Here is a 21906-nt window from a genome sequence, read left to right on the forward strand (position 1 = left end):
GGGGCGCCCCCCCCCCCGCGGGGGGGGGGGGGGGGCGGGCGCCGCCCCCCCCCGCCCCCCCACCGCGCCCCGGGGGGGGGGGGGGGGGGGGGCCCCGGGGGGGGGGCGCCCCCCCCCACCGCCTTCGGTCGGGATCGGACGGGTCAGGCCTTCGGCAGCGTTATCCCCAGTTCGAGCATGGCCGGCGAGGCCGGCCCGCCCTCGGAGCGCTCGGTCTTGTAGCCCTTGACCCCGGGGGCGACGGTGCGCGGGTCCACGGCCTCGGAGGGGGCGCCGGTGGTGTAGAGGCCGTCCGGGTCCTGGTCCCGGTCGTGGGGGAGTAGCCAGAAGACGCGGCGGCGGAAGGTGCCGGAGGCCCTGGAGGACTTGGCGTCGGGTCCCAGGATCGCGTAACCGACCATGCGGCCGTCGCGGTGGTAGGCCGGGCGGCCTCGCCGGGTGGTGAGGCGGTCCAGCGACTGGCGGACGTAGTCGAGGCCGGTGGTGTCCTCGAGCCAGACGAGGTCGGTTTCGTGGGCGAGCTCGGCCGGGTCGATCAGCGCGCTCACGCGTTCTGCTCCTCTGTGTCGTCGGTGATCAGGCCGATGCCCGGGTAGTACTTGCGGCTGTTGGACAGGACCATCTCCTTGGGAGAGGTCATACCCAGTGTCTCGCGGACTCGTGCGGCGAACGCGCGGCCGGATACGGGATTGGCCCCCTCGAAGCCGCACCAACGGGTGTAGGCGCCGAAAAGCTGGGACTGTTCGGCACGCATGCCCTCCCCGGTGATGCAGGCCTCCTTGAGGAATCGGCCGACGTGGTCCTCGGTCTCCGCGTAGGCGGTGGTCGCGGTCTGGACGGCCTGGGGGCCGGCCAGGTCCTTCTCACCGGCGAAGTAGCGGCGGGCGCCGTCGATGAGCCAGGAGAGGATACCCGGGCCCTCCTCGGCGACGAGGACGTGGGCGAGGTTGTCGATCTTGCGTTCCTCGGGGACGACCCGTTCGAAGGGGATGAGGCGCATGCGGCGCCAGAAGGCGAAGCCGCCGGTGCCGACCTCGGGGCGGTGGTTACCGAGCAGCCAGAGCTTGTGGGTGGGCTCGAAGGAGAAGAAGTCCTGGCGCATCCGGCGGGCCTTGATCTTGTCACCGCCGGTGAGGAGCTTGACCCTGGCCTCGTCGAAGCGGTCCCCGGGCTTGAGCTCGGAGCAGACGATGATGCGCCGGCCGTGGAGCTCGGCGAGGTCGGTGGGGTGACCGTCGAAGGTCTTGGCCATCAGGAAGCCGGGCGGGGCCGCGTCGGCGTAGTCGCCGAGCAGCTGGATCATGACGTCCAGGAGGACGGACTTGCCGTTCTTGCCCTGGCCGTAGAGGAAGGGCATGACCTGGGCGCCGACGTCGCCGCTGATCGAGTAGCCGAGCAGCAGGTGGAGGAAGTCGCGGGTCTGGCGGCCTTCCTTGTCGTCGCCGAAGGTGTCGGTGAGGAAGCGGTCCCAGCGGGGGGTGGGCATCCGGGCGGGGGCCAGGGTGGTGGAGCGGGAGTGGTGGTGGACCTTGGGGTCGGGCGGGGCGATGGCGCCGGTGCGCAGGTCGACGACGCCGCCGGGGGTGCACAGGGCGTAGGCGTCGGCGTCCAGGAGGGAGGCGTTGAGGACCATGCCGGGGGCGGACTTGGCCTGGGCGAGCATGGCGTTCATGCCCGAGGTGGACAGGGCCCGGCGGCGGTGGCGGCGCAGGTCGGCGTTGGTGTAGACGCCGCGGGGGTCGTGGGTGGCGACGCTCTCGGCCATCTCGCCGGCGGCCCACAGGACGGTGTCGTCCTCGTCGAGCTGCCAGCGGTGGGTGGCCCAGCGGTACCAGCCGATGCCGGGGACGTGGCGGTAGTCGCGTCCGTAGAGGTGGACGAAGAGCTTGGCGTTGCCGCGGTCGGAGAGGGAGTCGGGCAGGAGGCCGTGCGGGCTCGCCTGAGGGCCCGCCGGGGCGTGGTCCGGCCGCTCGGCCACCTGGGCCTTGGGGAAGGGCTGGACGGGCGCCTGTGGCTCCGCGGCGGGCGCTGGTGTGTCGAGAAGGCTCTCCTGGACCGCAGTGCCGTGCCAGGGGGCCTGCGAGGGCCCGGGGACCGGCGGGTACTCCAGGATCTGCTGGGCAGCGGCCACGGGGTCGAAGACCGTCCTCTTGCGGGTGCTGTCGCTCATCCTCGCGCCTTCCCGATGTGCAGGGGCTGCCGGGATCCGGCGGCGAGGCCTGAGCGGATGACGGCGGAGCTCTGCCTGTCCTGGGAGGGGCGGGCTGCGCGGGCGGCGTCGGCGAGCAGTCGCTCGGCGGCGGCATAGGTGAGGTGTCCGGCGGAGACGAGGCCGCCGACGGTGTAGGCGGCGCGGTTGAGTTTGCCGGTGAAGCCGGCGCCCTCGGGGGTGGTGGCGCAGTCGGTGACGTCCTGGAGGACAGTGTCGAGGACCTTCTCGGCGCCGCGCTTGCCGCCGCCGGCGGCGACCACGGCCTGGCGGGCCCGGTCGGGGACAACGGGCTGGGACACGGTCGGCTGGCTCGGGCGGTCCTTGAGGTGCCCGGTACGGATGAGTTCCTCGGCCAGCCACTGGGGGAGCGGGGCAGGGGTGGTGGCACCGGGCAGGGGGGTGTAGGCGCCACTGGTGGTGACGGTACTGGGGGCGACGATGTAGCCGCCGTGGGCGCGGACGTCGACCTGCCAGGCCAGGGCCCGCCCGGGGGATGAGCCGGTGGAGCAGGTGAAGCGGTGGCGGGCGTCGTCGCGGTACCAGATGTGCAGGCCGCCGGAGGGGGTGCGTACACGCAGGGTGGAGATGTCTTGGGACGGGTCCGGGGCCTTGCGCAGAGCGGCGAGCAGGGCGAGCGTGTGGTAGCCGTTCTCCAGACCTTCGAGGTCGACGCCGTCGTGGATCGGGATGCCGGGAAGGATCCTGTCCCGGGCGGGGACCTCGGCGGGGTGGCTGTCGACATCGATGACTACCAGGCCGGCCGGGCCACAGGCGACTCCGGTACCGAAGCCCGGGTTGACCCGCCACCAGGCACCGATGACGTCCTGGTCGGTGGTGGCGGCGTGGAAGCCGTGGCACCAGCGACCGACGCCGGGGCAGCGGCACTCGGTGGGGGAGTGGGGGGAGTCCTGGCAGGCCTGGCAGTTCGACGGCGGCGTCTTGCGTCCTTGGGCCAGTGGATGGACCGGCCAACCCTGGGCTGCGCACCAGCGTGCGACGGCCAGTGCGTCCGGCTGACGCTCCGTTCGGTCGCTCCCCACGGCCTTCGGCGCCGTCACGCTGGTCCCTTCCCCTTGGTTCGCTAGCTGCTACTGCTTCCTCGGTAGCTGGGCAGCTGCCGGGATTCGAGTCGCTCGTTCGGTCGCTGGCAGCAAAATCCCAGGTCAAAGCACTGGAGGGTGCTGGATCAGCGACTGAAGCGACCGAAGTCCAGAAGATAGCTCACACAGACTAGCCGAGCGAGCACATACCGTCCCGGAGCACCGGGACTTGTGGGGAAACTGAGCGACCGAACCCTGGGGCAGCGACCGAGTCGCTTCGGTCGCTGTTCTCGGTCTGGAGATGTTTCCGCAGGTCGAAGCCGGTTTTCCCCACAAACAGCGACTGAAGCGACTGAAGCCCGGGTCTATAACGCACACACGCACACGGGAATGTCTTCATATACCCGACCTTGAGTCGCTTGAGTCGCTGACGGGGTGGGTGGACAGCCTCTGAGCTGGGGTTTTATCCAGCGACTGAAGCTCAGCGACTGAAAGCGACCGAGCGTCCAGCGGGCTGGAGCCCGGCGTGTCGCGCGTGTCAGACGCGCGCTGAAACTGCCGGTTCGGTCGCTCTGGTCGCTTCGGTAGCTGGGACCGTCCGTCCGATGCCCGAGCCCCTACCGCCCGAAGGCCCGTCCCCAGGTGAACGTTTGTACCCACGGTTTCGAAGTTCGGTCGCTTCAGTCGCTGGGTCGCTCGTAGGACTCAGTCGCTTCCGACGGGAGAGGCACGGGTCGAAGGCACTCCGTGGGCACGTGGGCAACCTTGCCAGCTACCGAAGCGACCCAAGCGACTCTGGTACGGACATCCCGTCGTGTCTGGAGCCGACGTCGTCAGGCGGCCAGGGACGCCCGCACCGACTACCCCGGCAACCCTGCCGTCGGAAGCAGGTGGTATTCATCGATCATGTACGTACACCGGGGGACCATCGGCGAGACGGCAAGGCAGACCGTCCTGCCGGAGTTCATCGACGAGTGCGTCGCACGTTTCCGCAGCCGACGTGGGATGGCCCCGGGGCCGGACGAGGTCGGCAGCTGGCGACGGAGCTGGCCGGTCCTCCTCGACGCCCTGATGCGCGCAGGCCTGGAGCACCTCGACGTCCTGCTGGAGCTCTCGCTGCCGGGGACGGGCGAACGCGTCGACGTGGCCGTCGTCGGCCAGGACCGGGACGCGGAACTGACGCTCGTGGCGCTCGAGCTGAAGCAGTGGACCTGGGCCGTCCCCGCACCGGGGGAATCCGGGATGCTGGAGGTCGGACAGCGCACCCTGCCCCACCCCGCCCGGCAGGTCGGAGGCTACGTCCACTACCTCAGGGACTGGGCCGTCGGCGGAACCGGAGTCCGGGCACGGGGAGCGGCGGTCCTGCACAACGCCGGGGCCGAACTTCTCGGGCACCTGCGTTCCATGGTTTCCCCGGGATCCCCCAGCGCGGAATTCCCCCTGCTGGGCCATGACGACATCGCCGACAGCCTCCCCGCCGAGGAACTGGCGGACCGCCTCCGCTGCCGGGACCTGGCACCGGTGCCGAAGGAAGCGGTCGACCGCTTCCTCGCCGGCGAGCACCAGCCCTCCCAACGCGCCCTGCAGCGACTGGCCGACAACATCGAGGGCCGCAACCGGTTCCCGCTCGTGGGCGAGCAGGACCGTGCCCGCCTCGCGATCCTGGACGCCGTCAAGGAAGCCGGCGCGAAAGGCCCAGGCGGCCTGGTCGTGGTCACCGGAGGCCCCGGGACCGGCAAGACCGCCATCGCCGCCCGCCTCATGGGCGAGCTGTGCCGCATGGAGGGGCGCAACCCCCGCCTGCTCACCACCTCGGGAGCCCTCACCAAACAGCTCCAGCGACTGCTGCAGGACGGGTCCCGCGGCCTCGTAGCGACGTTCAGGCAGCAGCCGCCCGGCGGGCTGGACAAGAGCAGCGTCGTCCTCCTCGACGAGGCCCACCGCGCCGAGACCTACCCCGGGCAGCGGACCTCCGCCCTCCCCGCCTCCCTGCGCAACCTCCTCGACCGGGTCGGCGTCCTGGTCCTGTTCCTCGACGAACGCCAGATCGTCCGCCCCACCGAGGGCATCACCGTCGCCGAACTCGAGCACCACGCCCGCGAGTCCGGGGCCGTGATGCGACGCGTCGACCTGGAGACCCAGTTCCGCTGCAACGGCTCCCAGGCCTACCACCAGTGGGTCGACACCCTCTTCTCAGACGACCAGACCCCGGACCCGTGGAACAGCGGCGGCTACGACCTCGCTGTGCGACCCGACCCGCACGCCCTCGCCGCCTGGGTCGACGGCCACGCCGAGCAGGGACACAGCGCCCGGATCACCGCCGGCTTCTGCTGGCCCTGGAACGCCGAGGCCGTCCCCCCGCTGGAACCCGAGGTCGCCATCCGGTGGCACGGCCCGGACGCGGACGAGCACTCCTGGGCCCGCCCCTGGAACCTGCGCGCCGAGCAGCCCGTCCCCGGATTCCCCGACGTCCCGCCCCGCCCCTTCTGGGCGACCGACGAGGGCGGCCACGACCAGGTCGGCTGCATCTACACCGCCCAGGGCCTCGAGTACGCCTTCGGTGCCGTCATCCTGGGCGCCGACCTGGTCCGCCGCGACGGCCGCTGGCAGGCCCACCCCGAGGCCAGCCACGATATGAGGCGGCTCCGGGAACTGCCGCCGCAGCAGTACCTGCGGTACGCGCTGAACACCTACCGCGTCCTCGCCACCCGGGCTACCCACGGCACCCGCCTCTACTCCACCGACCCCGAGACCCAGGCCTACCTCGCCACCCTGCTGCCCTCCTCCTGACCCCGGCCGGGCAGCAGGGCACTGCAGCGCCTGTCGGACGGGTAACTCCGTGGACCGGCGGCCCGGAAGATGCCTACGCTGCCAGGAGTGAGGGCGGAGGGCGCGGAGATGACTGACCTGTACATCACGATCGAATGCGGCGAGCTGCCCAGAAGGATCGTCCTGAACGATCCGGGCCCCAAATGCCATCGAGGTCCTGAAAGTCATCAGACGCCGGACCGGACTCAGCCTCTGGCACGGCAAGCTCCTCACCGGCCGACTGCCGGCGACCGTGCTCAAGGACGTGCCGGCGGACCTCGCCGAGACCGTGGTCAGCGAGCTCCGCGCGGCGGGCGCCAGGGCTGAGGCCCGGCACTGAGGGCATTCGTAGATCTGCCCCTGTGTCATGTCCTTAGCCCCCGTCGTCCGCCCATGCATCTGGATAGCCGGCACGTGATCGGGAGGGGCCGCGACGGCCCGGCCAGCTCGTGTTCGAGACCACGTACCGGCGGTTCCGATTCGCCGGAGTCGAACGCCTTCGGCGGCCTCCCGCAGTGGCGTATGGTGCTACCACGGCCGCGGCGACGGCCGAGACCGCGCGTTGTGTCCCGTGCCCATAACGCCCGAGACGGTCGGAAGTTGAGTCATCGCGATCACCCTTGGTTCGTCGTGCTCGCGAGCATGCACCGGGGCACGGACGGCGCATGCCAGAGGAACGCACGATGCCCAGGTACACCCACAAGGACGCTATGCCGTCCAGGCTCCGGTCGGCCGCGATCCAGTGCGCCGTGGAGACCGCCGACTATCTGAACGAGGCTCTGCGGTACTCCGCTCCACAGTTGGCAGGCCACGGGTGGGCGCGCATGGTCATGTACCGTGTGGCCGACGCGATGGACACGATCGGGCTGTTCGTCGGTGAGATCGCGGTCGAACTCGAGCAGTGCGGGGCGGAACTGAAGACGATCCGGAGACTCCTGAAGGCCGACCAGGAGTGCCTGCGGACCGCACAGCCGGTGCGGGTCGCCGGGATTCAACTCACGAAGCGCCAGCTTCAGGTCATGCCGGAGTGGATCGTCGGAACGGCACGCAACTGCCTCGCCTCCGTCCTGCTACGGCTTCCGGTGATGCTGCGGTCCTGCGTACGACCGCAGGACGAGCTCTGGGTGCAGCGCTGCCTGAACCCGATGGTCGATTCGATGGACCAATTGGGCCGGCTCGCCAACCTGCTCGCGACAGTGCACGTCGACGTGCTGGACGAACACGTGCTCAGGCGGTACCAGCAGCTTTTCCAGCAGCAGCCGCGGGCGGGGATGCCGTACCCGGAGGACCACGCCTTCCCCCTCCTGTCCACCTGGGCAGAGGACTTGGCCGGGCCCGAATCGTACGAGGTGAGGGCGCTCGCCCTGCTGGCCATGCTGAATGAGCGGTATGACCACAGACGGTGGCACGGAGGCGGCGGCGACGAGTTGCGCCCAGACGTGAGGGACGCCGCTCTCGCGACCCTCAACGCGCTGGAGATCGAGATGAGTGAGGTGGGCGACACACCCCGGTACCGTCTCACCGATGCCGAATGGGCCTACGCGGTGGCGATCTCGGAGGCTCTGCGGGACTGGCTGGCGAGCGCCGTCCCGGACGGTGACCAACCTCTGATCGACATCCTTCGTGCCATGTTCGACCGCACCCAGGCCAGGAGCCACCAGTGACCGGCCCCACCGCAGGGGCGCGGCTGGTGTGGCTGCTGGTGTCGGCCCTGTTGTCGATCATCGCCGGATTGTCAGTGTTCATCCTCCGTACCCGGCTCGGGGCACGGGCCACCGAGGCAGTGCTGTGGGCCGGCTCGGCTTTCGGGGGAAGCATGTTGGTCGCCCTGGGGGCGCTCGCGTTCGCCTTCGGTTCCTGACGAGGGAGCTGGGCAGTGGCAGGTGGCACGGTGGTCGCTGGCCAATGAGTGGACAGGGCCTTGGGAAGGCTGTAGGCCTATCCGGGGAGACAGCCCGTGACCACGGACGAACAATGCCCTGTCGACTGGGCATACCCGCCGTACCGGTACGGAGCACCGGTGGAGTGCCCTGTCACGACCCGCTGCGATGATGACCGCCACACCGACAGAGGGGGCACAGGACGTGATTGAGGTGGCCGAGCAAATCGTCCGGCGGATCGGCACGGAGGTCGTCAGGCGGGCGCCGGAGGGCTGGACCGAGGCGGTGCTGAACTGCGTTGCGGGTGTGGGTGTGAGCTCGAGGTCCGGTGGATACACCGTTGCCGGGGAGCCCTGGCAGCCGTTCGTCCGCTACGACTTCTACCCCGAGCTGTTGAGCCTGGCGGAGGCCATTCGTGCCAGCCGGGGCTGGGATCATGCCGGCATGGAGGTTCGGTGGCGGCCGACGGGAGAGTTCGACCTGGTCGCATTCCCGGATGCGGTCACCAACGCGCACGGGTCCGGCGCCGGCTTCCAGGTCGTGCTCGACCACGACTACCGGCTGCCCCAACCGGGCTTCCGGCAAGAGCTGGGAACGGCCGGCCCGGCCGGCGACCCGGACCTGGCGGTGGCCCGGTTCCATGCGTACATGGAGCACCGCGCGTCGATCCTGGGGCAGCCCGAGCAACTGCCGCCTCCCGCCTCGGCCACCGCGCTCGCCGAGGCCGAACACCGCCTCGGTACCCCGCTGCCCGCCGACCTGCGGGCGCTGTACCTGATCGCCGACGGCGACGGCAACGGCTACGAGAACCTCTGGCTGTTCGGCAACAACCTCTGGCTGTCACTGGAAGACCTCGTCGATTGCCAGGCCGAGTGGAGTGAACCGGTCTGGTTCGGCTGGGACCTGGAGTGGGACGCGGTCGTCTTCGACGCAGACCCCGCCGACACCGTCCGGCGCTGTGGCGGGCACCCGGGCTGGCTCCCCTTCGCCTCCGGCCAGGACGGCAACTTCCTGGCCGTGGACACCGCCCCCGCCCGCAAGGGCCGACCGGGTCAAGTCATCCGGATGGGCCGTGACTTCGACCACCGCCCGGAGTACGTCGCGGACTCGGTGACCTCACTGCTCGGCCACTACCTGGACCTGCTGGAAGAAGGCGCCTACGAGGTGATAGACGGCTCCATCCGCTTCCTGGAGCCCGCCCGCGACCCCGGCTACAACGAGGTCGTGAGCGAGATGCCGACGGAGATCCCGCCGACGCTCCAAAAAATCCATATCAACGACCTATCCGGCGCGGTTGACCTCACCCCGCTCACCGCCGCCCCGAACCTGCGACGGCTCCACCACTACAACGGTGCCACGACCGACCTGGCCCCGGTCCGCGCCCTGCCCATCGAGGCCCTGCGTGTCACCCTCGACGGCACCGACCTGACCCCCCTCGTCGGCCACCGCCACCTCACCGCCCTGAACCTGGGCACCACGGCCCCGACGGACCTCGCACCGTTGCGCACCGTCCCGAACCTGCGCTGCCTGGACCTCTCCCGAGCCGCCACCCAAGACCTCGCCGTCCTGGCCGATCTCCCCGGCCTGCGCTACCTGGTCCTTACCGCACAGCAGTGGTCCGTCTTGCTGGACGAAGGCAACGCACCGCCCGATCTCGCCGCCGCGCGTCTGGCGGGTGCCGATGTCAGTTTCGACGAAGCACTGGCCTGGTCGGCTCGCCTCGGCCGTAGCAGCGGTGACGCGTTCCGCTTCTCCAACACCTGCGGGCCCAGCGGAAGTTGAGTCTCGGGTCCGCGATCACCTTCGCAAGGGGCGAGCGCTCTTCCGGACGACGAGCAGGTCGACGGTCTCCGACCTTCGGCCTGCCGTCCGAGCGGGTGACAGGACCCGAACCCGCGCTCCCACCACACTCTGCGGGACACCGCCCCGGGCCGTCTCCGGGTGCTCCATCTTCTTCCAGGCACCCGTGGGCCCGGTCGCGGCACGGATCCCCGACCGACAACCGGGGGACGCTCCATGCGAACGCTGCCCGCTGTCTCCGGCCACGCCGAGTTCGACGCGCTGGCGGCCGGACCGTCCGCTCCCTGGAGGACCGGTAGTACGAGTCACACATGCCCCTTCGTCGACGCCCCCGACTGGACGGACGCGACGTGTGCTGGAGACCGACCGCACCTCCTGGACTGCGATCCTGGACGCGGTTCGGCCGGAGCCCGGCGCCGACCACGTCGCCACCACCATCCAACTCCACGGCACAGTAGCCACGCTGATCACCTCCGGGCCGTGGAAGCGGCGGGACACTCCGGAGATCCGGGTGGCGATGGACGTCCGCTACGACGTCCCGCGCACCGCCAGCCCGCTCGCCGACCTGTCGTCGCAGATCCTCGGCCGGATCCGCTCGACTATCCGGACCACGGGCTCGCGTCCTGAGACGTGGCTCTCCGCAAGCCGGACCGGAGAAATCCTGCCGGCTCGACCGGTGCCGACGCCATAGTCTGACCTCATGGCCCACACAAAGACCTCGTTTGTCTGTCTGCCCTGCCGGGCCTCGTACAAGCAGCCCTACCCCGGTACACACGAACGCCGCTGCCCGCGCTGTGCCGGGACTCTGATCCACGTCGGTTCCGCCTTTGCCGCCCCGCGTCGACGGGACACCGCTGGCTGGCGGACGCTCTCCGTGTTGCTGCACGCGGGGATCCGATTCCACAAGGGCTGCTGCGGTGGCCCCGGCTACCGGCCACGCGCCCTCAGCGAGGTGCGTGAACGGATGGCACACGCCCGGCTTACCGGGGAACCATTCGCTCACGTACTGGTGCGCCGAGAGCTGCCCTAAAGCATCCCGCATAAGCATTCGAGTCCGGGCGAGCAACAGCGATACGGTCCCCGGATGGAGACCAGTAGCCCCGTCCACTGCACGGACCCGGCCTCGATCCTGTGTCTCTGGTCGGACGTCGGCTCATCCGGATGATCGTGTCGTGGCACACCCACGATGGACGAGTTCCCGATAGCCCGGTCGAGCTGGCTGGTCAATGATCAGGGCGGGTGTACCAATATCGCGAGCGGCACGGACTGGTGCCTCGTCGTTGAGGCATCTCACCCTCATGAGGGCTTCGACATAGGCGACTGGGGCCGAATCGACGTCCTTCCCCTTCGTGAGGAAACGCCGCTCGCCAGCCATCTTGGGGAGGCTGTACGCGGAGTTCGAGAGGAGTGGGAGCCGACGACCGGCCGTGTGGCGCTTGAGCTGCACTTCGGGGTCGGTGCATGACGATCCCGGGAGTCGACGGCGAGCCCGACAGGGAACGGCAAGCGACTCCGGACAGCCGACGTCCGCCGCATACGCCGACGGACTGGTCGATCCCGCCCTGTGGGACCTGCTCGAACTGGCAGCGGCGGAGCCTCTGCGCACGCTGTCTCCATGGACGGGGTATGAACGAGCTGATGTGTCGATCACGGGCGACTTCCGCGACTTCCGTGCTGAGCCGTTCCCGGCGATCGCCGCGTCGAGGACCCGCAGCTCTGTTGTGATGTCGCATCCGTGGGGACTCGACCACGTTGTGCTGGAGATGACGGACCCCGCGGTCGCACTGGAATGCATGGTTCACCTGACGAGAGAGGTGCTCTCAAGCGACCCTTTGGCAGACACAGGGCTGTCGGCTTGACGTCCGTCCCTCCTGGCTCTTCGCTCCTACGCAAGCGCGTCCTCTTCACGTATGACACCCCGCACAACGATCGCGCGACGACGCTATAGCCTCGGTCTGTGACCGACAGCGGCAGCCGGATGACAGAGACTCCCCGCCCCGAGCCACCTCACTATCAGGAGCTCCTGGTCAGTACGGACTGGGCGTCGCTCGCCACCCCGTTCGGGACAGGCGAATCCCTGCCGGCCGCACTGGCACGCCTCCTCGACCCCGACCCGTCCGTCAGAGCGTCCGCCGCCAAGGCCGCACTCGATGCTGTGACCCACCAGGACACCGTCTACGAAGCCACCGTGCCCGTGGCCCTCTACGTCGCGGCCATCCTCAGCCACCCGGCCACCGCGGCAGGCGAACACGGCCCCGATACCGACCTCCGACCGCGCCACCCCATACGCGAGACGCTATTGGACTGGCTTGGCTGCACCGCCTACGACGCCGACGACGAGCGCGTCGCTATGGGCGAACGCCATTGCGGTGAAGGCTTTCTCGACGCATACCCTGACATGCGCGCTCTCCGGGACCTGCGTCCGGCGATCTACTCCGCTGTGCAGCCGTTCCTCACCGACGACGACGCGAGAGTACGCGACGCGGCCCTCGTCGCCGCCATCCCCCTCGTAGAGCACCACGCCCTCACCGACCACCGGAACGACCTGGCCGACCACGCCCGCCGCCTGCTGGACACCAGCACGGACCGATACAAACGCGACCGTGCCCTGCAGGGACTCAGGGCCTGGGGTCACGACGCTGGAGCCTTGGAAGGAGTGGGCGATATTGCGGCCCGCGAACTGCACGCCCGCTGGGCCGATCACGACTGGTGGTGGGCCAACAACGGGACGGGCGCCGACACCGAAGGCCCACCGTTCTGACGCAGAGGCATGCAGACGCCCTCGGCCCAGCCGATCGTCGGCGTAGCCGAACTACAGGTTGGGGCCCCTTGGGGTGGAGGCATTCGCCTTGAGTGGAGGTCTGAAGAAGTTGACCCCGGGAGTGCGTGGAGGACCTGTCGCACCGAAGGCCTTCTCCGGCGCGGAGCGCGCCGCGGATAGAGTCGTCGCAGCGGCCCCGGAGCGGGGCGCGCAGTGAAAGCAGAGGGCTGGAGGACCGCGGGTCATGTACCTCAAGAACGTACGGGTGCGGAACGTGCGCGGTTTCCGCGGCGTCCGTGAGGTCGACCTTGACCTGACCCGGCCCGACGGCTCCTACGCCGGGTGGACGGTGCTGGCCGGGCGCAACGGGTCCGGCAAGTCCACCCTGCTGCGTGCCGTCGCCCTGGCGGTGAGCGGCCCGAGTGCCGCGCGCGGGCTGGTGACCGGCTTCGACTCGTGGATCAGCGACGGGCGGCCGCTGGCGGTCGCGGAGGTCTGCCTCGCCCACGACCCGTCCGAGGACCGGTTCACCACCGGGCGGCCCCCCGCCGGCGCCTTCTGGGCGGGCCTGGAGTGGACCGTGCCGGACGACGTCACCACGACCGCCGTCCGGCACGCTCAGCCGGCCATGAGCCAGGTGAAGTACAGGAAGGCGCCGACGGCCGCTCAGCGCGGGCCGTGGGCGGACAACCCGGTGGGCTGGTTCTGCGCGGGCTACGGGCCGTTCCGCCGCCTCGTCGGCGGATCGGGAGAGGTCCAGCGGAGGATGGCGGGCTCCGGCCCGGTTGCTCGGCTGACCAGTCTTTTTCATGAGGACGCCTCGCTCGCCGAAGGCGTCAGCTGGCTCATCGAGCAGCATCTGCGCTCCCTTGAGAACCGGCCCGGCGCCGCCGAGTTGAAGCGCACCGCCCTGGAGATCCTCGGCGACGACCTCCTACCCGACGACTACACCATCGGGGACGTCGACTCCGACGGCCTGTGGGTCGCCCACGACGGCCGGTCTTTCGCCCTGCGGGAGATGAGCGACGGCTACCGCACCGTCGCCGCTCTCGTGGTCGACATCCTCAAGCAGCTCCACGACACCTACGGCGCCCTCCGCGTCGAACGCGACAGCGGACACCCGGTCGTGACCGTCCCCGGGGTCGTGATCATCGACGAGATAGACGCGCACCTCCACGTGTCCTGGCAGAAGCGCATCGGAGGGTGGCTCAAGGAGCACTTCCCACTGGTGCAGTTCCTCGTTACCACCCACAGCCCGTACATCTGCCAGGCCGCCGACCCGGCCGGACTCATCCGTCTGCCCGGTCCCGATGTCGACGAGGCCCCCGAGGTCGTCGGTTCGGACCTCTACGACCGGGTCGTGTACGGCAGCGGCGACGACGCCGTACTGTCCGAGCTGTTCGGCCTCGACACCCCGTACTCGCAACGGGCGGACGAGGCCCGGGCGCTGCTGGTCGCCCTGGAGCTGAGGATCGTGGCCGGCGAGGCCGACGACCAGGACCGCGAACGTTACCGCCAGTTGAAGCGCACCCTCACCAGCTCGCCGTCCGCCCGGGTCGACGAGGTCGCCGCCCGCCTGCGCTCCCTGACCGGGCGCGCCTCGTGATCCGGATACGCCGGAGCGCCCTGCCTGACCCGCTACGCTCCCGCATGGCGGAGTGCACCTGCGAGATCGTGCTGTCCCCGGAACCGGAGGCCCGGGCCCGAACGCTCTGGAGCCACACGACGGTACGCCGCCACGTGTACACGCCGTTGCGGGGCCTCCTCACGGACATGGCGGCCGGGCGCGAGCGCTGTATGTACTGTGGGGACAACCAGGGCACCGACATCGACCATTTCGAGCCGATCGACCGCCACCCGATGCGGGCCTTCGACTGGAGCAACCACGTCCTCGCCTGCTCGCTGTGCAACAGCCACCTGAAGGGCGTCGCCTTCCCACTCGACGAGGACGGCAGGCCGCTCCTCATCGACCCCACGGCCGAGGACCCCGCACCCCATCTGCGCCTGGTCCTGGCAGCTGGCACCTACCACCCGCTCACTCCCAAGGGCCGGGCCACCATCGACCTGTTCGACCTCAACCGCGGCCTGCTGGTCAAGGGCCGGATCAGCGCCTTCCACGTCACGAAGGCCTGCGTCGCCCAGTGGGCCGGGGCCACCGCCGAATGCGACCACGACGCCGCCACCCACTGGGCCGCCGTGGTCGACGAACAGCCGATAGCCGACGTGGTGCAGGCTATGCTGCACCAGGCGCTCGACCCCGTAGCCGAGTTCCTCTTCGAGGACGACCCGCAGCTCCTCACCCACCTCCGCGACCCCAGGCTCCGATCGGCCTTGCTCATCACGTAGCCCGCGGCCACGCGACCCGACCTCCACCGCGATTCGTCGGTCAGCTCACGCCCTCGGCGACGGACAGGGCATTTCAGCGCAGACCCGAGGAGGGCCGGGATCCCTCCCGCCTCCCGCCGACACCTTGCGGGGTCAGGCCCGTGCGACCGGTGGCGAACCGTATAGCGTCCAGCGCAGCGGCCGTGCGGGGGTGACCGGGCGACGGCTCCAGCAACAGGGTGGTGCTGCCATTGCCACCTGACGGCAGCCCTCCGCCCCTGTTCGCGGACGGCAGCGGCCTTCCGGGGGTGACCGTGCGTCGGTCGCTGTGGCCGGCTGGTGCGGCCGCGCATCGCGGGCGCTCGAACCGGTGCACCCACCGGACCTGTCCGAGAGGGAACCTGCGATGAGTCACACTGCGCCGCCGTCCTGCGTCGCGGGGCAGCGGCCCCAGTCGGCAACCTCAGAGAAGGGTCCGGCCCGGCGGCCGAATCCAGGTGACGTTGCGTCAGGAGACAGGTTAGCGGGTCTGCCTGACGCAACGTCGCCACCTGCCACCGTGGACAGGTCGCCAGCCGACTGCTCCGGCTTCCGGGCCGGGCAGGTACGTCTGTCGATCTTGCCGGGGCCTCTCGCTCCTGTTGGGCTCGCGGATCAGCCGGGCGTACACCACCAGCCCGGCCCGGCCCAGCAGATCGGAGATGCGGTCGGGAGACACCGAGTAGACGTCGAGGGAGATCTCGTGCCCGTAGGCGTTCCCCAGCCGCCGGTGCCTGTCGCTTGCCTTGAAGGCCATCAGAAGGTGGCCGCCCGGGGCCAGCAGGCGGTGGAACTCCGCGAACACCACGGGCAACAGCTCCGGCGGGGTGTGGACGGTCGAGTACCAGGCGAGGATGCCGCCGAGAGTGCTGTCCGCCAGATCCAGGGCGGTCATCGACCCTTCGGCGAACCGCAGGTCCGGGTGCGTGCGACGGGCAACCGCAACCGTCTCCGGCGATGGGTCGATGCCGAACGCGGTCAGCCCGAGGGAGTGCAGGTGTGCCGTCACGTGGCCGGGCCGCAGCCGAGGTCGGCGACGGGCCCGGCGTCGACGGCCCGAGTCAGCTCAGCGAACGCGCTGATCATCGTGCGGCCGTACAGGTCGCCCTCGAACGTGGGCGGCACGAGTTCGGCGTAGTCGACGGCAACGGTGTCGTAGGCCGTCCGAGTGGCGTGGAGGTAGGTCGGCTCGGTCATAGCCGGGGACAGTAGCGACTGCCCGCCGTCGCCGGGCAGTCAGCTCCGGCCATCATGTGTTGGCGCAGGCGGCCTGTCGCCGTCACCTCGTGTCCGATCGATCGGTGGTGCTGATGCCTGCAGTCCCCAGACAGGGCGCGGCCGGATCGGCTATCTCGGCGTCGTCGCCAAGGTCATCGGCACCTTTCGCCCACCGCGGCGGCGGACCACCGGAGGAGGCCCTGTCCGCGCCGGATGATGGATGGCGCCGGTCCGGTCCGGGCCCGGAGCGTGGTGAGCGTCCCTGGCCCCGCTGGCGTCGGCCGTCATCGTGTTCCTTCGCCTGAACCGACGGGTTCGCCTTCACCCTGGTCGTCCGGGGCGCTCTCTGCCCTGGGCCGGCTCAACACCCGGTCGGCCAGGTGCATGTGGTTGGCGAACCTCTGCTGCGGTTCGGAGGCCTGCTCGGCGGCGGCGCTGGCTCGACGCAGTAGCTGTCGGTCCGTCCGGTCCTTCAGCCATGCCCTGAGCTCTTGGCTGAGCAGGGGCAGCTGGGGGAGGACCTTGGCCGAGACGATCCAGGCGGTCAGCGGCACCGCGCCGCCCTTGGTCAGTTCCATGAACGCTTCGATCTCACCGGGCGCCACGGTGGTGGCGAGCTGAAGCGTCATGACCGGTCCTTTTCCGTACCTGCTGATGGGAGGAGCTGGGGGTAGCGCCAGAAGTTCTCGGTCGGGGGGCCGTTCAGCACAGGGACGGCCCCGCGCGGGGTGCTGCCGTTCCTGGAACGGTAGGCGGCTTGACGACAGGCGTTGCTGCAGTACAAGCGGGGTCTACCGCCCTTGAGCCGGTTCTGCGGGTTGGCTGCGCGTACGGGAAGGTTCGGGAGCCGGCAGTGCCTGCAGGTCCATGCGTCGATCTCGTCGAAGCCGAGGAGCCTGAGGACGCGGGGCAGCTGGGCGTCGCGCGGTACCGAGCCGTCCAGGAACTCCGACCGCAGGGAACTGAGAGCTGCGGTGCTCAGCCCCGACAGGCCGGTACGGGAGAGTTCTGAGACCCGGTTGAGGGGGATCTCGAAGTGCTGGGCGACCTGACGTGCGGACAGCCCGAACAGGTAGAGGCCGAACACGATGACCAGGGCGTCCGCATGGGCGCCCTCCAGGGCCTCGATGAGGCTCCCGACCCTGGCGCGCTCGGCGGTGGGGTCGCTGTGCTGGCTGCGGCGCTTCATCGAAATCCTCTCCGAGGTGCAGGAAACCCCCGGCCGGGCGGCCGGGGGTTTGAGTGCGAAAACAAAAAGCCCTCAACCTCTGGGAGGTTGAGGGCTTCACGATTCAAGGTCCAGGCATAGGAATGCCCGACTGCCTCGATGATCTCGAAGTTCTGTCGTCCCGTCAAGTTCCTTTTCGAGCCGGCCAGGGTGCGCCGGAACCAGGTGGCGGGGCGGAAAGAACTGTCGGTTTCACCCGCTTTCGATGCACTTTCGTAAGGGGTACAGAACCTACCCCCTGTTTCGTAACGGATGCCGTTCGGGCCGTCGGCATCCGTGTGGGCCAGGTCCCCCTACGAACGGCTCCGCGAGCCGGGGTGCGCCCGCCGCCGCGCATCGCGCGTCGCAGGTCAACCGGTTGCGGGCCGCGAGTCGTTCATGACTGGCACCGACCCACCTGTGACGAGGTTGTCGAAGCCATGACTAGGACATCAGACCATTCGTCGCAATGGGCTGGGGCCACCTCGTTGAACTGATCGACGAGGTGGCCCCAGTGATTGTTGAGGACGTGTTGTCCGGGCTTCACCATCAGGTCAGAGGGTGGCCAGTGTGATGCCGGGACGGGGCTGGACACTCAGCTTCGTACCAGAGCGGTCCACTTCTGGGCGGGGCTGCTGTTGCAGTCCCAGAGTTGGAGTCGGGCGGTGTTGGTGACGGTGCCTCCGGGGAGGTCGACGCAGCGGCCGGAGGCGGGGTTGTAGAGGCTTCCGTCGGGCCTTGGGACGAAGGTCTGCTGCGGTGCACTGTTGCCGCAGTCCCAGATTTGCAGGGGGGTGCCGTTGGCGGTGCCGCGTCCGGTGGCGTCGAGGCACTCGCCGAGGGCGCGGAGGCTGCCGTCGGGCTTGGGGGTCCAGTTCTGGGCGTTGCTGCCGTTGCAGTCGTACAGCTGGACGGCGGTGCCGTTCGCGGTGCTGGCGCCGGCGATGTCGACGCACTTGCCGTTCTGGGCGGTGTAGGTGATGGGGCTGTTCTCGGCGTAGGTGCTCAGGACGCCGGTCATGGCGGTGTCCCATATATAGGCGGGCGAGCCGCTGACGGTGGTGGGGTGGCCGGTGGATTCCTGGATGATGCCGTTCTGGGTCATGCCCCAGAGGGACGGTGATCCGGTGCCGGTGAGGTCGCCGTCGGAGCCGACGATGGGCCAGTAGGCGGCTGTGATGTTGGTGCCGATCTTGGTGTCGGTGGCGATGCCGGTGAGCGTGGGGTAGGTGCCGCTCTTGCCGAAGGGAAGGGCGACAGTGATAGTGCCGGTGGTGAAGGTGTAGCCGCGCAGGTCTCCGGTGGATTGGTTGCGGGCCCACAGGCCGGGGTGGCCCTGGTTTGCCCAGTCGCCGGGGGAGATGAGGTCCCAGCCGTCCCAGCCGGTGGCGGCGAGTTTGGTGGGCGAACCGAAGATCGCGTCTCCGATGACGGGGTAGAACCAGAGGGCGCCGCCGGTGCCGTCCGGGTTGGTCTCGACGGTGAACAGGCCGGTGCGGTTGAGGAACTTCTTGCTGGTATCGAGCTTGGTGGTGCTGGGGTCTCCGCTGGCGGCGATCTGCAGGATGGTGGACCAGTCGGCGGCGTTGTAGCCGGTGCAGTCCGTCAGCTTCGGGTCACATGCCGGCTTACCCAGTGTGCTGTTGCCGTCGAAGACGCCGGTGACGTTGGTGTTGCCGGGGTTCTTGTAGTAGTAGAGGCTTTTGCCGTTGTTCTTGTGGACGATGAGGTCGTCGACGTTGTTGCCGCCGCGCAGGCTGCCGCGGTGGGTGGTGCGGTAGTTGGCCCAGGAGTCGCCGTCGGGGGACTTGGCCATGAGTGAGGCAAGTGACGCCTTGGGCGCGGTTGCGGGGATGCTGTAGGCGCGCAGGTCGCCGTTGGGGTCGGCGGTGAGGATGTCGGGCAGGGCGTCGCCGGTGACGTCGCCGAAGGTCGGCGCGGGGCTGTTGGGGTTCCAGGGGGCGTAGAAGGCGTACTGGGCTACGGGTGAGAGGTTGCCGGCGTTGTCCTCGGCCTGGACGTAGAGGACGTTGGTGCCCCAGCGTCCGGCGGTGACCTGGATCTGGCCGGTGGGCATGGAGCTGCCGCACTGCCAGGTGGAGTCGACGAGCTGGGGGTCGAAGCTCCAGCGCAGGCAGGCCACGCCGGAGGTGTAGCCGCCGCTGGGGCTGGGGTCGGTGGCGGTGAAGGGGATGCCGCCGCTCTGGCCGGCGTAGATCTGCGGGGCCTGGCCGTTGCCGCTGGGCGGGAACTGCTTGCTGGTGTCGGCGACGGTGGTGGGGAAGGTGAGGGTCGGCGGGGTGAGGTCGACCTTGAAGTAGCAGTTCGGTGTGGGGGCGGACCAGGGGGTGTCGCCCAGGCCGTCGGTGGCCTGCATGTCGTAGCCGTAGGCGTGGCCGTCCTGGATCAGGCCGGCGGGCAGCTGGAAGCTGGTGGTGCCGCCGCTGTTGACGTAGGGAGTGGTTCCACTCGCTCCGTTGGAGGAGTTGTAGTCCCAGATGTGGTCCCACGTGGCGACCTGGGCCTGGGTGGGGCTGCTGACGGTGGCGTTGAGCCAGACGGCGTTGTTCTGGGCCGAGCCGGCGCCGAGCCAGGCCCAGTGGTCGGCGTTGCCGTCGCCGCAGGACTGGTTGGTCGCCGCGGGGCTGGCCGTGGTGGGGGCGGGCCACACCCCGGGGTTGGTGGGGACGTTGGGCACCCGGTCGTACATCACCGACAGCGTCGGCTGGTAGGTGAACCGCTTGAAGGCGTACTGGTTGTTCTCGTCACCGTAGAGGCCGAACGTCAGCTGCCCGTAGTTGACGTACTGCTTCATCGCGCCGGTGATGTCGAAGCTGAACGGCACGTTGTCGTGGCACGTGCCTTGGCCCGAGCCGCCGACTAGTGCCGTATCGCCGAGCTGGCCGCCCTGCTGTCCGGGCTGGTTGGACCAGGTGGTGCCGTTGCCGATCGGCCCGTTGGTGACGTACAGGTTGAGCGGGTACTTGGTGGTGCAGGAGAAGTCGGCGGAGACGTACTCCTGCATGGTCATCGTCGCGGAGTGGATGACCGCCCCGCCGAGCGAGCTGATGTCGAACTGGTAGAAGCTGCGCTCGATGTCGACGGGTGAGCAGCTGCCGCCGTTGGGGTAGTAGCCGCACTTGCCGACGCCCGGGTGGTCGGCGTCCTTGGGACCCTGGCGGTTCCAGTTGCCGGGGCTGTCGTGGGCGGACTGGACCCAGGTCCACGAGTTGCCCGTCAGGGTCCAGGGCAGGTAGTCGGGGTCGATGTAGTACGGGGCGGTGCCGTGGGCCAGGAGGTCCTGGTCGGGGGTGAGGTCGATGCCGTTGTTGTCGGCCTTGACCGGCATGGTGGCGACCTTGGAGGCCGTTCCGGGGCCGGTGTCGGAGCCGATGGCCGGAGCCTGGCCCGCGTTCGTCGGCGCGGGGGCGGGCGTGTCCGCTGCGGCGGCTCTGAACGTCAGGGCGGTCTTCGTCACGGGCGCGGGGGCGCTTGCGGCGGGTGCGGTGGTGCTGTCCCACATCTGCGGGGTGCGGGAGACCCAGCGGGGCTTGCCGTCGGCGCCGACGACGGTGACGCTGCCGTGTTCGTCGCTCTTGACGCTGACGCCGTCGAGGGTGGTCCCGAAGTGCAGGTTCTTCAAGACCGGGTTAGCGGCCGCCGCCTGGGTCCTGACGACCAGGACGGTGGTCAGGCCGCCGAACTCGGTGGCGGTGACCTTGAGGTCGATGTCGGGGGCGACGGACGGGTAGACCAGGCTGTCACCGCTGACGGTCGGCGCCGGCAGCGCGAACGGCGCGGACAGCGCGAGCTTCTTCCCGTCCGGACTGGTCATAGTCGCCAGCGGACCGTCCCCGCCCTTGGACAGCGTCACCTGTCCCGCCGCGGACTTGGGCGAGAACGTGCCGTCCTGATTGGCCACCAGCGTGGCGTCCAGTGCCTGCCAAGCTCCGCCCCGGCGCACACGCTGCTGCTCCAGGTGGTTGGTGAGCGCGAGGTGGCCCTCGGGGGTGGCGACGGTCTCGCTGTACTCGGTCGTGAGTGAGTCGACCGGGACGTTCTTCTGCGTGGCCTTGGCCTCGGCGATGGCCTTCTCGGCCGCCCCGGCTGGCGGCCGTTCCTGTAGCTGCTTCGCGGTGATGGCGTCGATCGCGGCCTGCGACGGCACAGTCGGCGTATCAGCAGCGTGGGCACTGAGCCCTGAGAGGCCAGTGATGAGCGCAAGCACGGCTGTCGCCGTCAGGGCCCTGTGTGGCACACCGTTATAGCGGCGCTTTCTGTTCAAAACGGGAAACTCCCCCCAGAATGCACGGACGACCTGCATAGGCACAGGTCAGAGGCACCGTAGGGGGATGTGCTGACATCAACCCAACTCAATCCGGCCATGAAGTCCTGACTTGCCGTGAATCGGCGGATACGTCGGGCCCCGTGAGAAGTGTCACGTGGGGCGCAGTCTTGACTGTGCCTCATCAAGGTCCGCTAGCATCCGCCGGTTCGGATGCAGGAGGCGCCTCCCGTATTCGGGGGGCCAAATGGTTGGGGGATCTGAAAGCGTGTCATCTATACAACAGTCTGGCTTCGAGAAGGCAAAGGGCGGGAGGGGGAGACTGCGCGGA

18 protein-coding genes are annotated in these 21906 nt (G+C 69.5%); 10 read left to right on the plus strand and 8 right to left on the minus strand.

The features are described from left to right. Positions 1 to 143: 143 nt before the first annotated feature. The 3 genes from ACFWXO_RS18580 to ACFWXO_RS18590 are packed head-to-tail and all read right to left on the minus strand — an operon-like array spanning position 144 to position 3270. Entirely contained in the window at positions 144 to 548 is a 405-nt protein-coding gene (locus ACFWXO_RS18580) for a DUF6009 family protein (RefSeq protein WP_380524920.1), read from the minus strand. Then, entirely contained in the window at positions 545 to 2170 is a 1626-nt protein-coding gene (locus ACFWXO_RS18585) for a phage/plasmid primase, P4 family (RefSeq protein ID WP_380524921.1), read from the minus strand. Before ACFWXO_RS18585 ends, ACFWXO_RS18580 begins: the two co-directional genes overlap by 4 nt. After that, positions 2167 to 3270, minus strand: coding sequence for a bifunctional DNA primase/polymerase (locus tag ACFWXO_RS18590; RefSeq protein WP_380524922.1), 1104 nt, complete (start codon positions 3268 to 3270; stop codon positions 2167 to 2169). Before ACFWXO_RS18590 ends, ACFWXO_RS18585 begins: the two co-directional genes overlap by 4 nt. 888 nt (positions 3271 to 4158) lie before the next feature. On the opposite strand from ACFWXO_RS18590, the gene ACFWXO_RS18595 reads away from it, so the two are divergent. The 10 genes from ACFWXO_RS18595 (at position 4159) to ACFWXO_RS18640 (ending at position 14847) form a co-directional block, all read left to right on the plus strand. Then, complete coding sequence (locus ACFWXO_RS18595; RefSeq protein WP_380524923.1) at positions 4159 to 6042, plus strand: DNA/RNA helicase domain-containing protein; 1884 nt, start codon at positions 4159 to 4161, stop codon at positions 6040 to 6042. Between the two features lie 205 nt (positions 6043 to 6247). After that, positions 6248 to 6400 (plus strand): hypothetical protein, encoded by a 153-nt coding sequence (locus ACFWXO_RS18600; protein WP_380524970.1) that lies wholly within the window; start codon positions 6248 to 6250, stop codon positions 6398 to 6400. Positions 6401 to 6809: 409 nt separating this feature from the next. Then, entirely contained in the window at positions 6810 to 7724 is a 915-nt protein-coding gene (locus ACFWXO_RS18605) for a hypothetical protein (protein ID WP_380524924.1), read from the plus strand. Beyond that, positions 7721 to 7921 (plus strand): hypothetical protein, encoded by a 201-nt coding sequence (locus ACFWXO_RS18610; protein ID WP_380524925.1) that lies wholly within the window; start codon positions 7721 to 7723, stop codon positions 7919 to 7921. The genes ACFWXO_RS18605 and ACFWXO_RS18610 overlap by 4 nt, the downstream gene beginning before the upstream one ends. Positions 7922 to 8252: 331 nt before the next feature. Then, positions 8253 to 9722, plus strand: coding sequence for an SMI1/KNR4 family protein (locus ACFWXO_RS18615; protein ID WP_380524926.1), 1470 nt, complete (start codon positions 8253 to 8255; stop codon positions 9720 to 9722). Between the two features lie 370 nt (positions 9723 to 10092). After that, positions 10093 to 10431, plus strand: a complete 339-nt coding sequence (locus tag ACFWXO_RS18620) for a hypothetical protein (protein WP_380524927.1) — start codon at positions 10093 to 10095, stop codon at positions 10429 to 10431. Between the two features lie 9 nt (positions 10432 to 10440). Beyond that, entirely contained in the window at positions 10441 to 10770 is a 330-nt protein-coding gene (locus tag ACFWXO_RS18625; protein ID WP_380524928.1) for a deoxyxylulose-5-phosphate synthase, read from the plus strand. A 927-nt stretch (positions 10771 to 11697) separates the two neighbouring features. Continuing rightward, on the plus strand, positions 11698 to 12501 hold the full coding sequence (locus tag ACFWXO_RS18630; RefSeq protein ID WP_380524929.1) for a hypothetical protein: 804 nt from the start codon (positions 11698 to 11700) through the stop codon (positions 12499 to 12501). A gap of 244 nt (positions 12502 to 12745) precedes the next feature. Then, the gene (locus ACFWXO_RS18635) at positions 12746 to 14107 is read left to right on the plus strand and encodes an AAA family ATPase (protein WP_380524930.1); all 1362 of its coding nucleotides are present in this window, start codon (positions 12746 to 12748) and stop codon (positions 14105 to 14107) included. Positions 14108 to 14151: 44 nt separating this feature from the next. Beyond that, complete coding sequence (locus tag ACFWXO_RS18640) at positions 14152 to 14847, plus strand: HNH endonuclease (RefSeq protein ID WP_380524931.1); 696 nt, start codon at positions 14152 to 14154, stop codon at positions 14845 to 14847. Positions 14848 to 15346: 499 nt separating this feature from the next. Here ACFWXO_RS18640 and ACFWXO_RS18645 read toward each other — a convergent pair whose 3' ends face one another. From ACFWXO_RS18645 to ACFWXO_RS18665, 5 genes are all read right to left on the minus strand, one after another. After that, positions 15347 to 15874, minus strand: coding sequence for a class I SAM-dependent DNA methyltransferase (locus ACFWXO_RS18645; protein ID WP_380524932.1), 528 nt, complete (start codon positions 15872 to 15874; stop codon positions 15347 to 15349). Further along, the gene (locus ACFWXO_RS18650; RefSeq protein ID WP_380524934.1) at positions 15871 to 16062 is read right to left on the minus strand and encodes a hypothetical protein; all 192 of its coding nucleotides are present in this window, start codon (positions 16060 to 16062) and stop codon (positions 15871 to 15873) included. The genes ACFWXO_RS18645 and ACFWXO_RS18650 overlap by 4 nt, the downstream gene beginning before the upstream one ends. 305 nt (positions 16063 to 16367) lie before the next feature. Then, positions 16368 to 16712 (minus strand): hypothetical protein, encoded by a 345-nt coding sequence (locus ACFWXO_RS18655; RefSeq protein WP_380524935.1) that lies wholly within the window; start codon positions 16710 to 16712, stop codon positions 16368 to 16370. Beyond that, positions 16709 to 17272: a hypothetical protein gene (locus ACFWXO_RS18660; RefSeq protein ID WP_380524936.1), complete on the minus strand. Its 564-nt coding sequence runs from the start codon at positions 17270 to 17272 to the stop codon at positions 16709 to 16711. The genes ACFWXO_RS18655 and ACFWXO_RS18660 overlap by 4 nt, the downstream gene beginning before the upstream one ends. Positions 17273 to 17885: 613 nt before the next feature. Next, positions 17886 to 21458, minus strand: coding sequence for a ricin-type beta-trefoil lectin domain protein (locus ACFWXO_RS18665; RefSeq protein ID WP_380524937.1), 3573 nt, complete (start codon positions 21456 to 21458; stop codon positions 17886 to 17888). Between the last annotated feature and the right edge of the window lie 448 nt (positions 21459 to 21906).

It is taken from the genome of Kitasatospora sp. NPDC059088 (assembly GCF_042738155.1).
Classification (GTDB): Bacteria; Actinomycetota; Actinomycetes; order Streptomycetales; family Streptomycetaceae; genus Kitasatospora.

Coding starts and splice junctions, on each gene's coding strand:
- ACFWXO_RS18585 (WP_380524921.1), bottom strand. CDS start 2,170: ATGAGCGACAGCACCCGCAAGAGGACGGTCTTCGACCCCGTGGCCGCT.
- ACFWXO_RS18595 (WP_380524923.1), top strand. CDS start 4,159: ATGTACGTACACCGGGGGACCATCGGCGAGACGGCAAGGCAGACCGTC.
- ACFWXO_RS18625 (WP_380524928.1), top strand. CDS start 10,441: ATGGCCCACACAAAGACCTCGTTTGTCTGTCTGCCCTGCCGGGCCTCG.
- ACFWXO_RS18635 (WP_380524930.1), top strand. CDS start 12,746: ATGTACCTCAAGAACGTACGGGTGCGGAACGTGCGCGGTTTCCGCGGC.
- ACFWXO_RS18640 (WP_380524931.1), top strand. CDS start 14,152: ATGGCGGAGTGCACCTGCGAGATCGTGCTGTCCCCGGAACCGGAGGCC.
- ACFWXO_RS18650 (WP_380524934.1), bottom strand. CDS start 16,062: ATGACCGAGCCGACCTACCTCCACGCCACTCGGACGGCCTACGACACC.
- ACFWXO_RS18655 (WP_380524935.1), bottom strand. CDS start 16,712: ATGACGCTTCAGCTCGCCACCACCGTGGCGCCCGGTGAGATCGAAGCG.
- ACFWXO_RS18660 (WP_380524936.1), bottom strand. CDS start 17,272: ATGAAGCGCCGCAGCCAGCACAGCGACCCCACCGCCGAGCGCGCCAGG.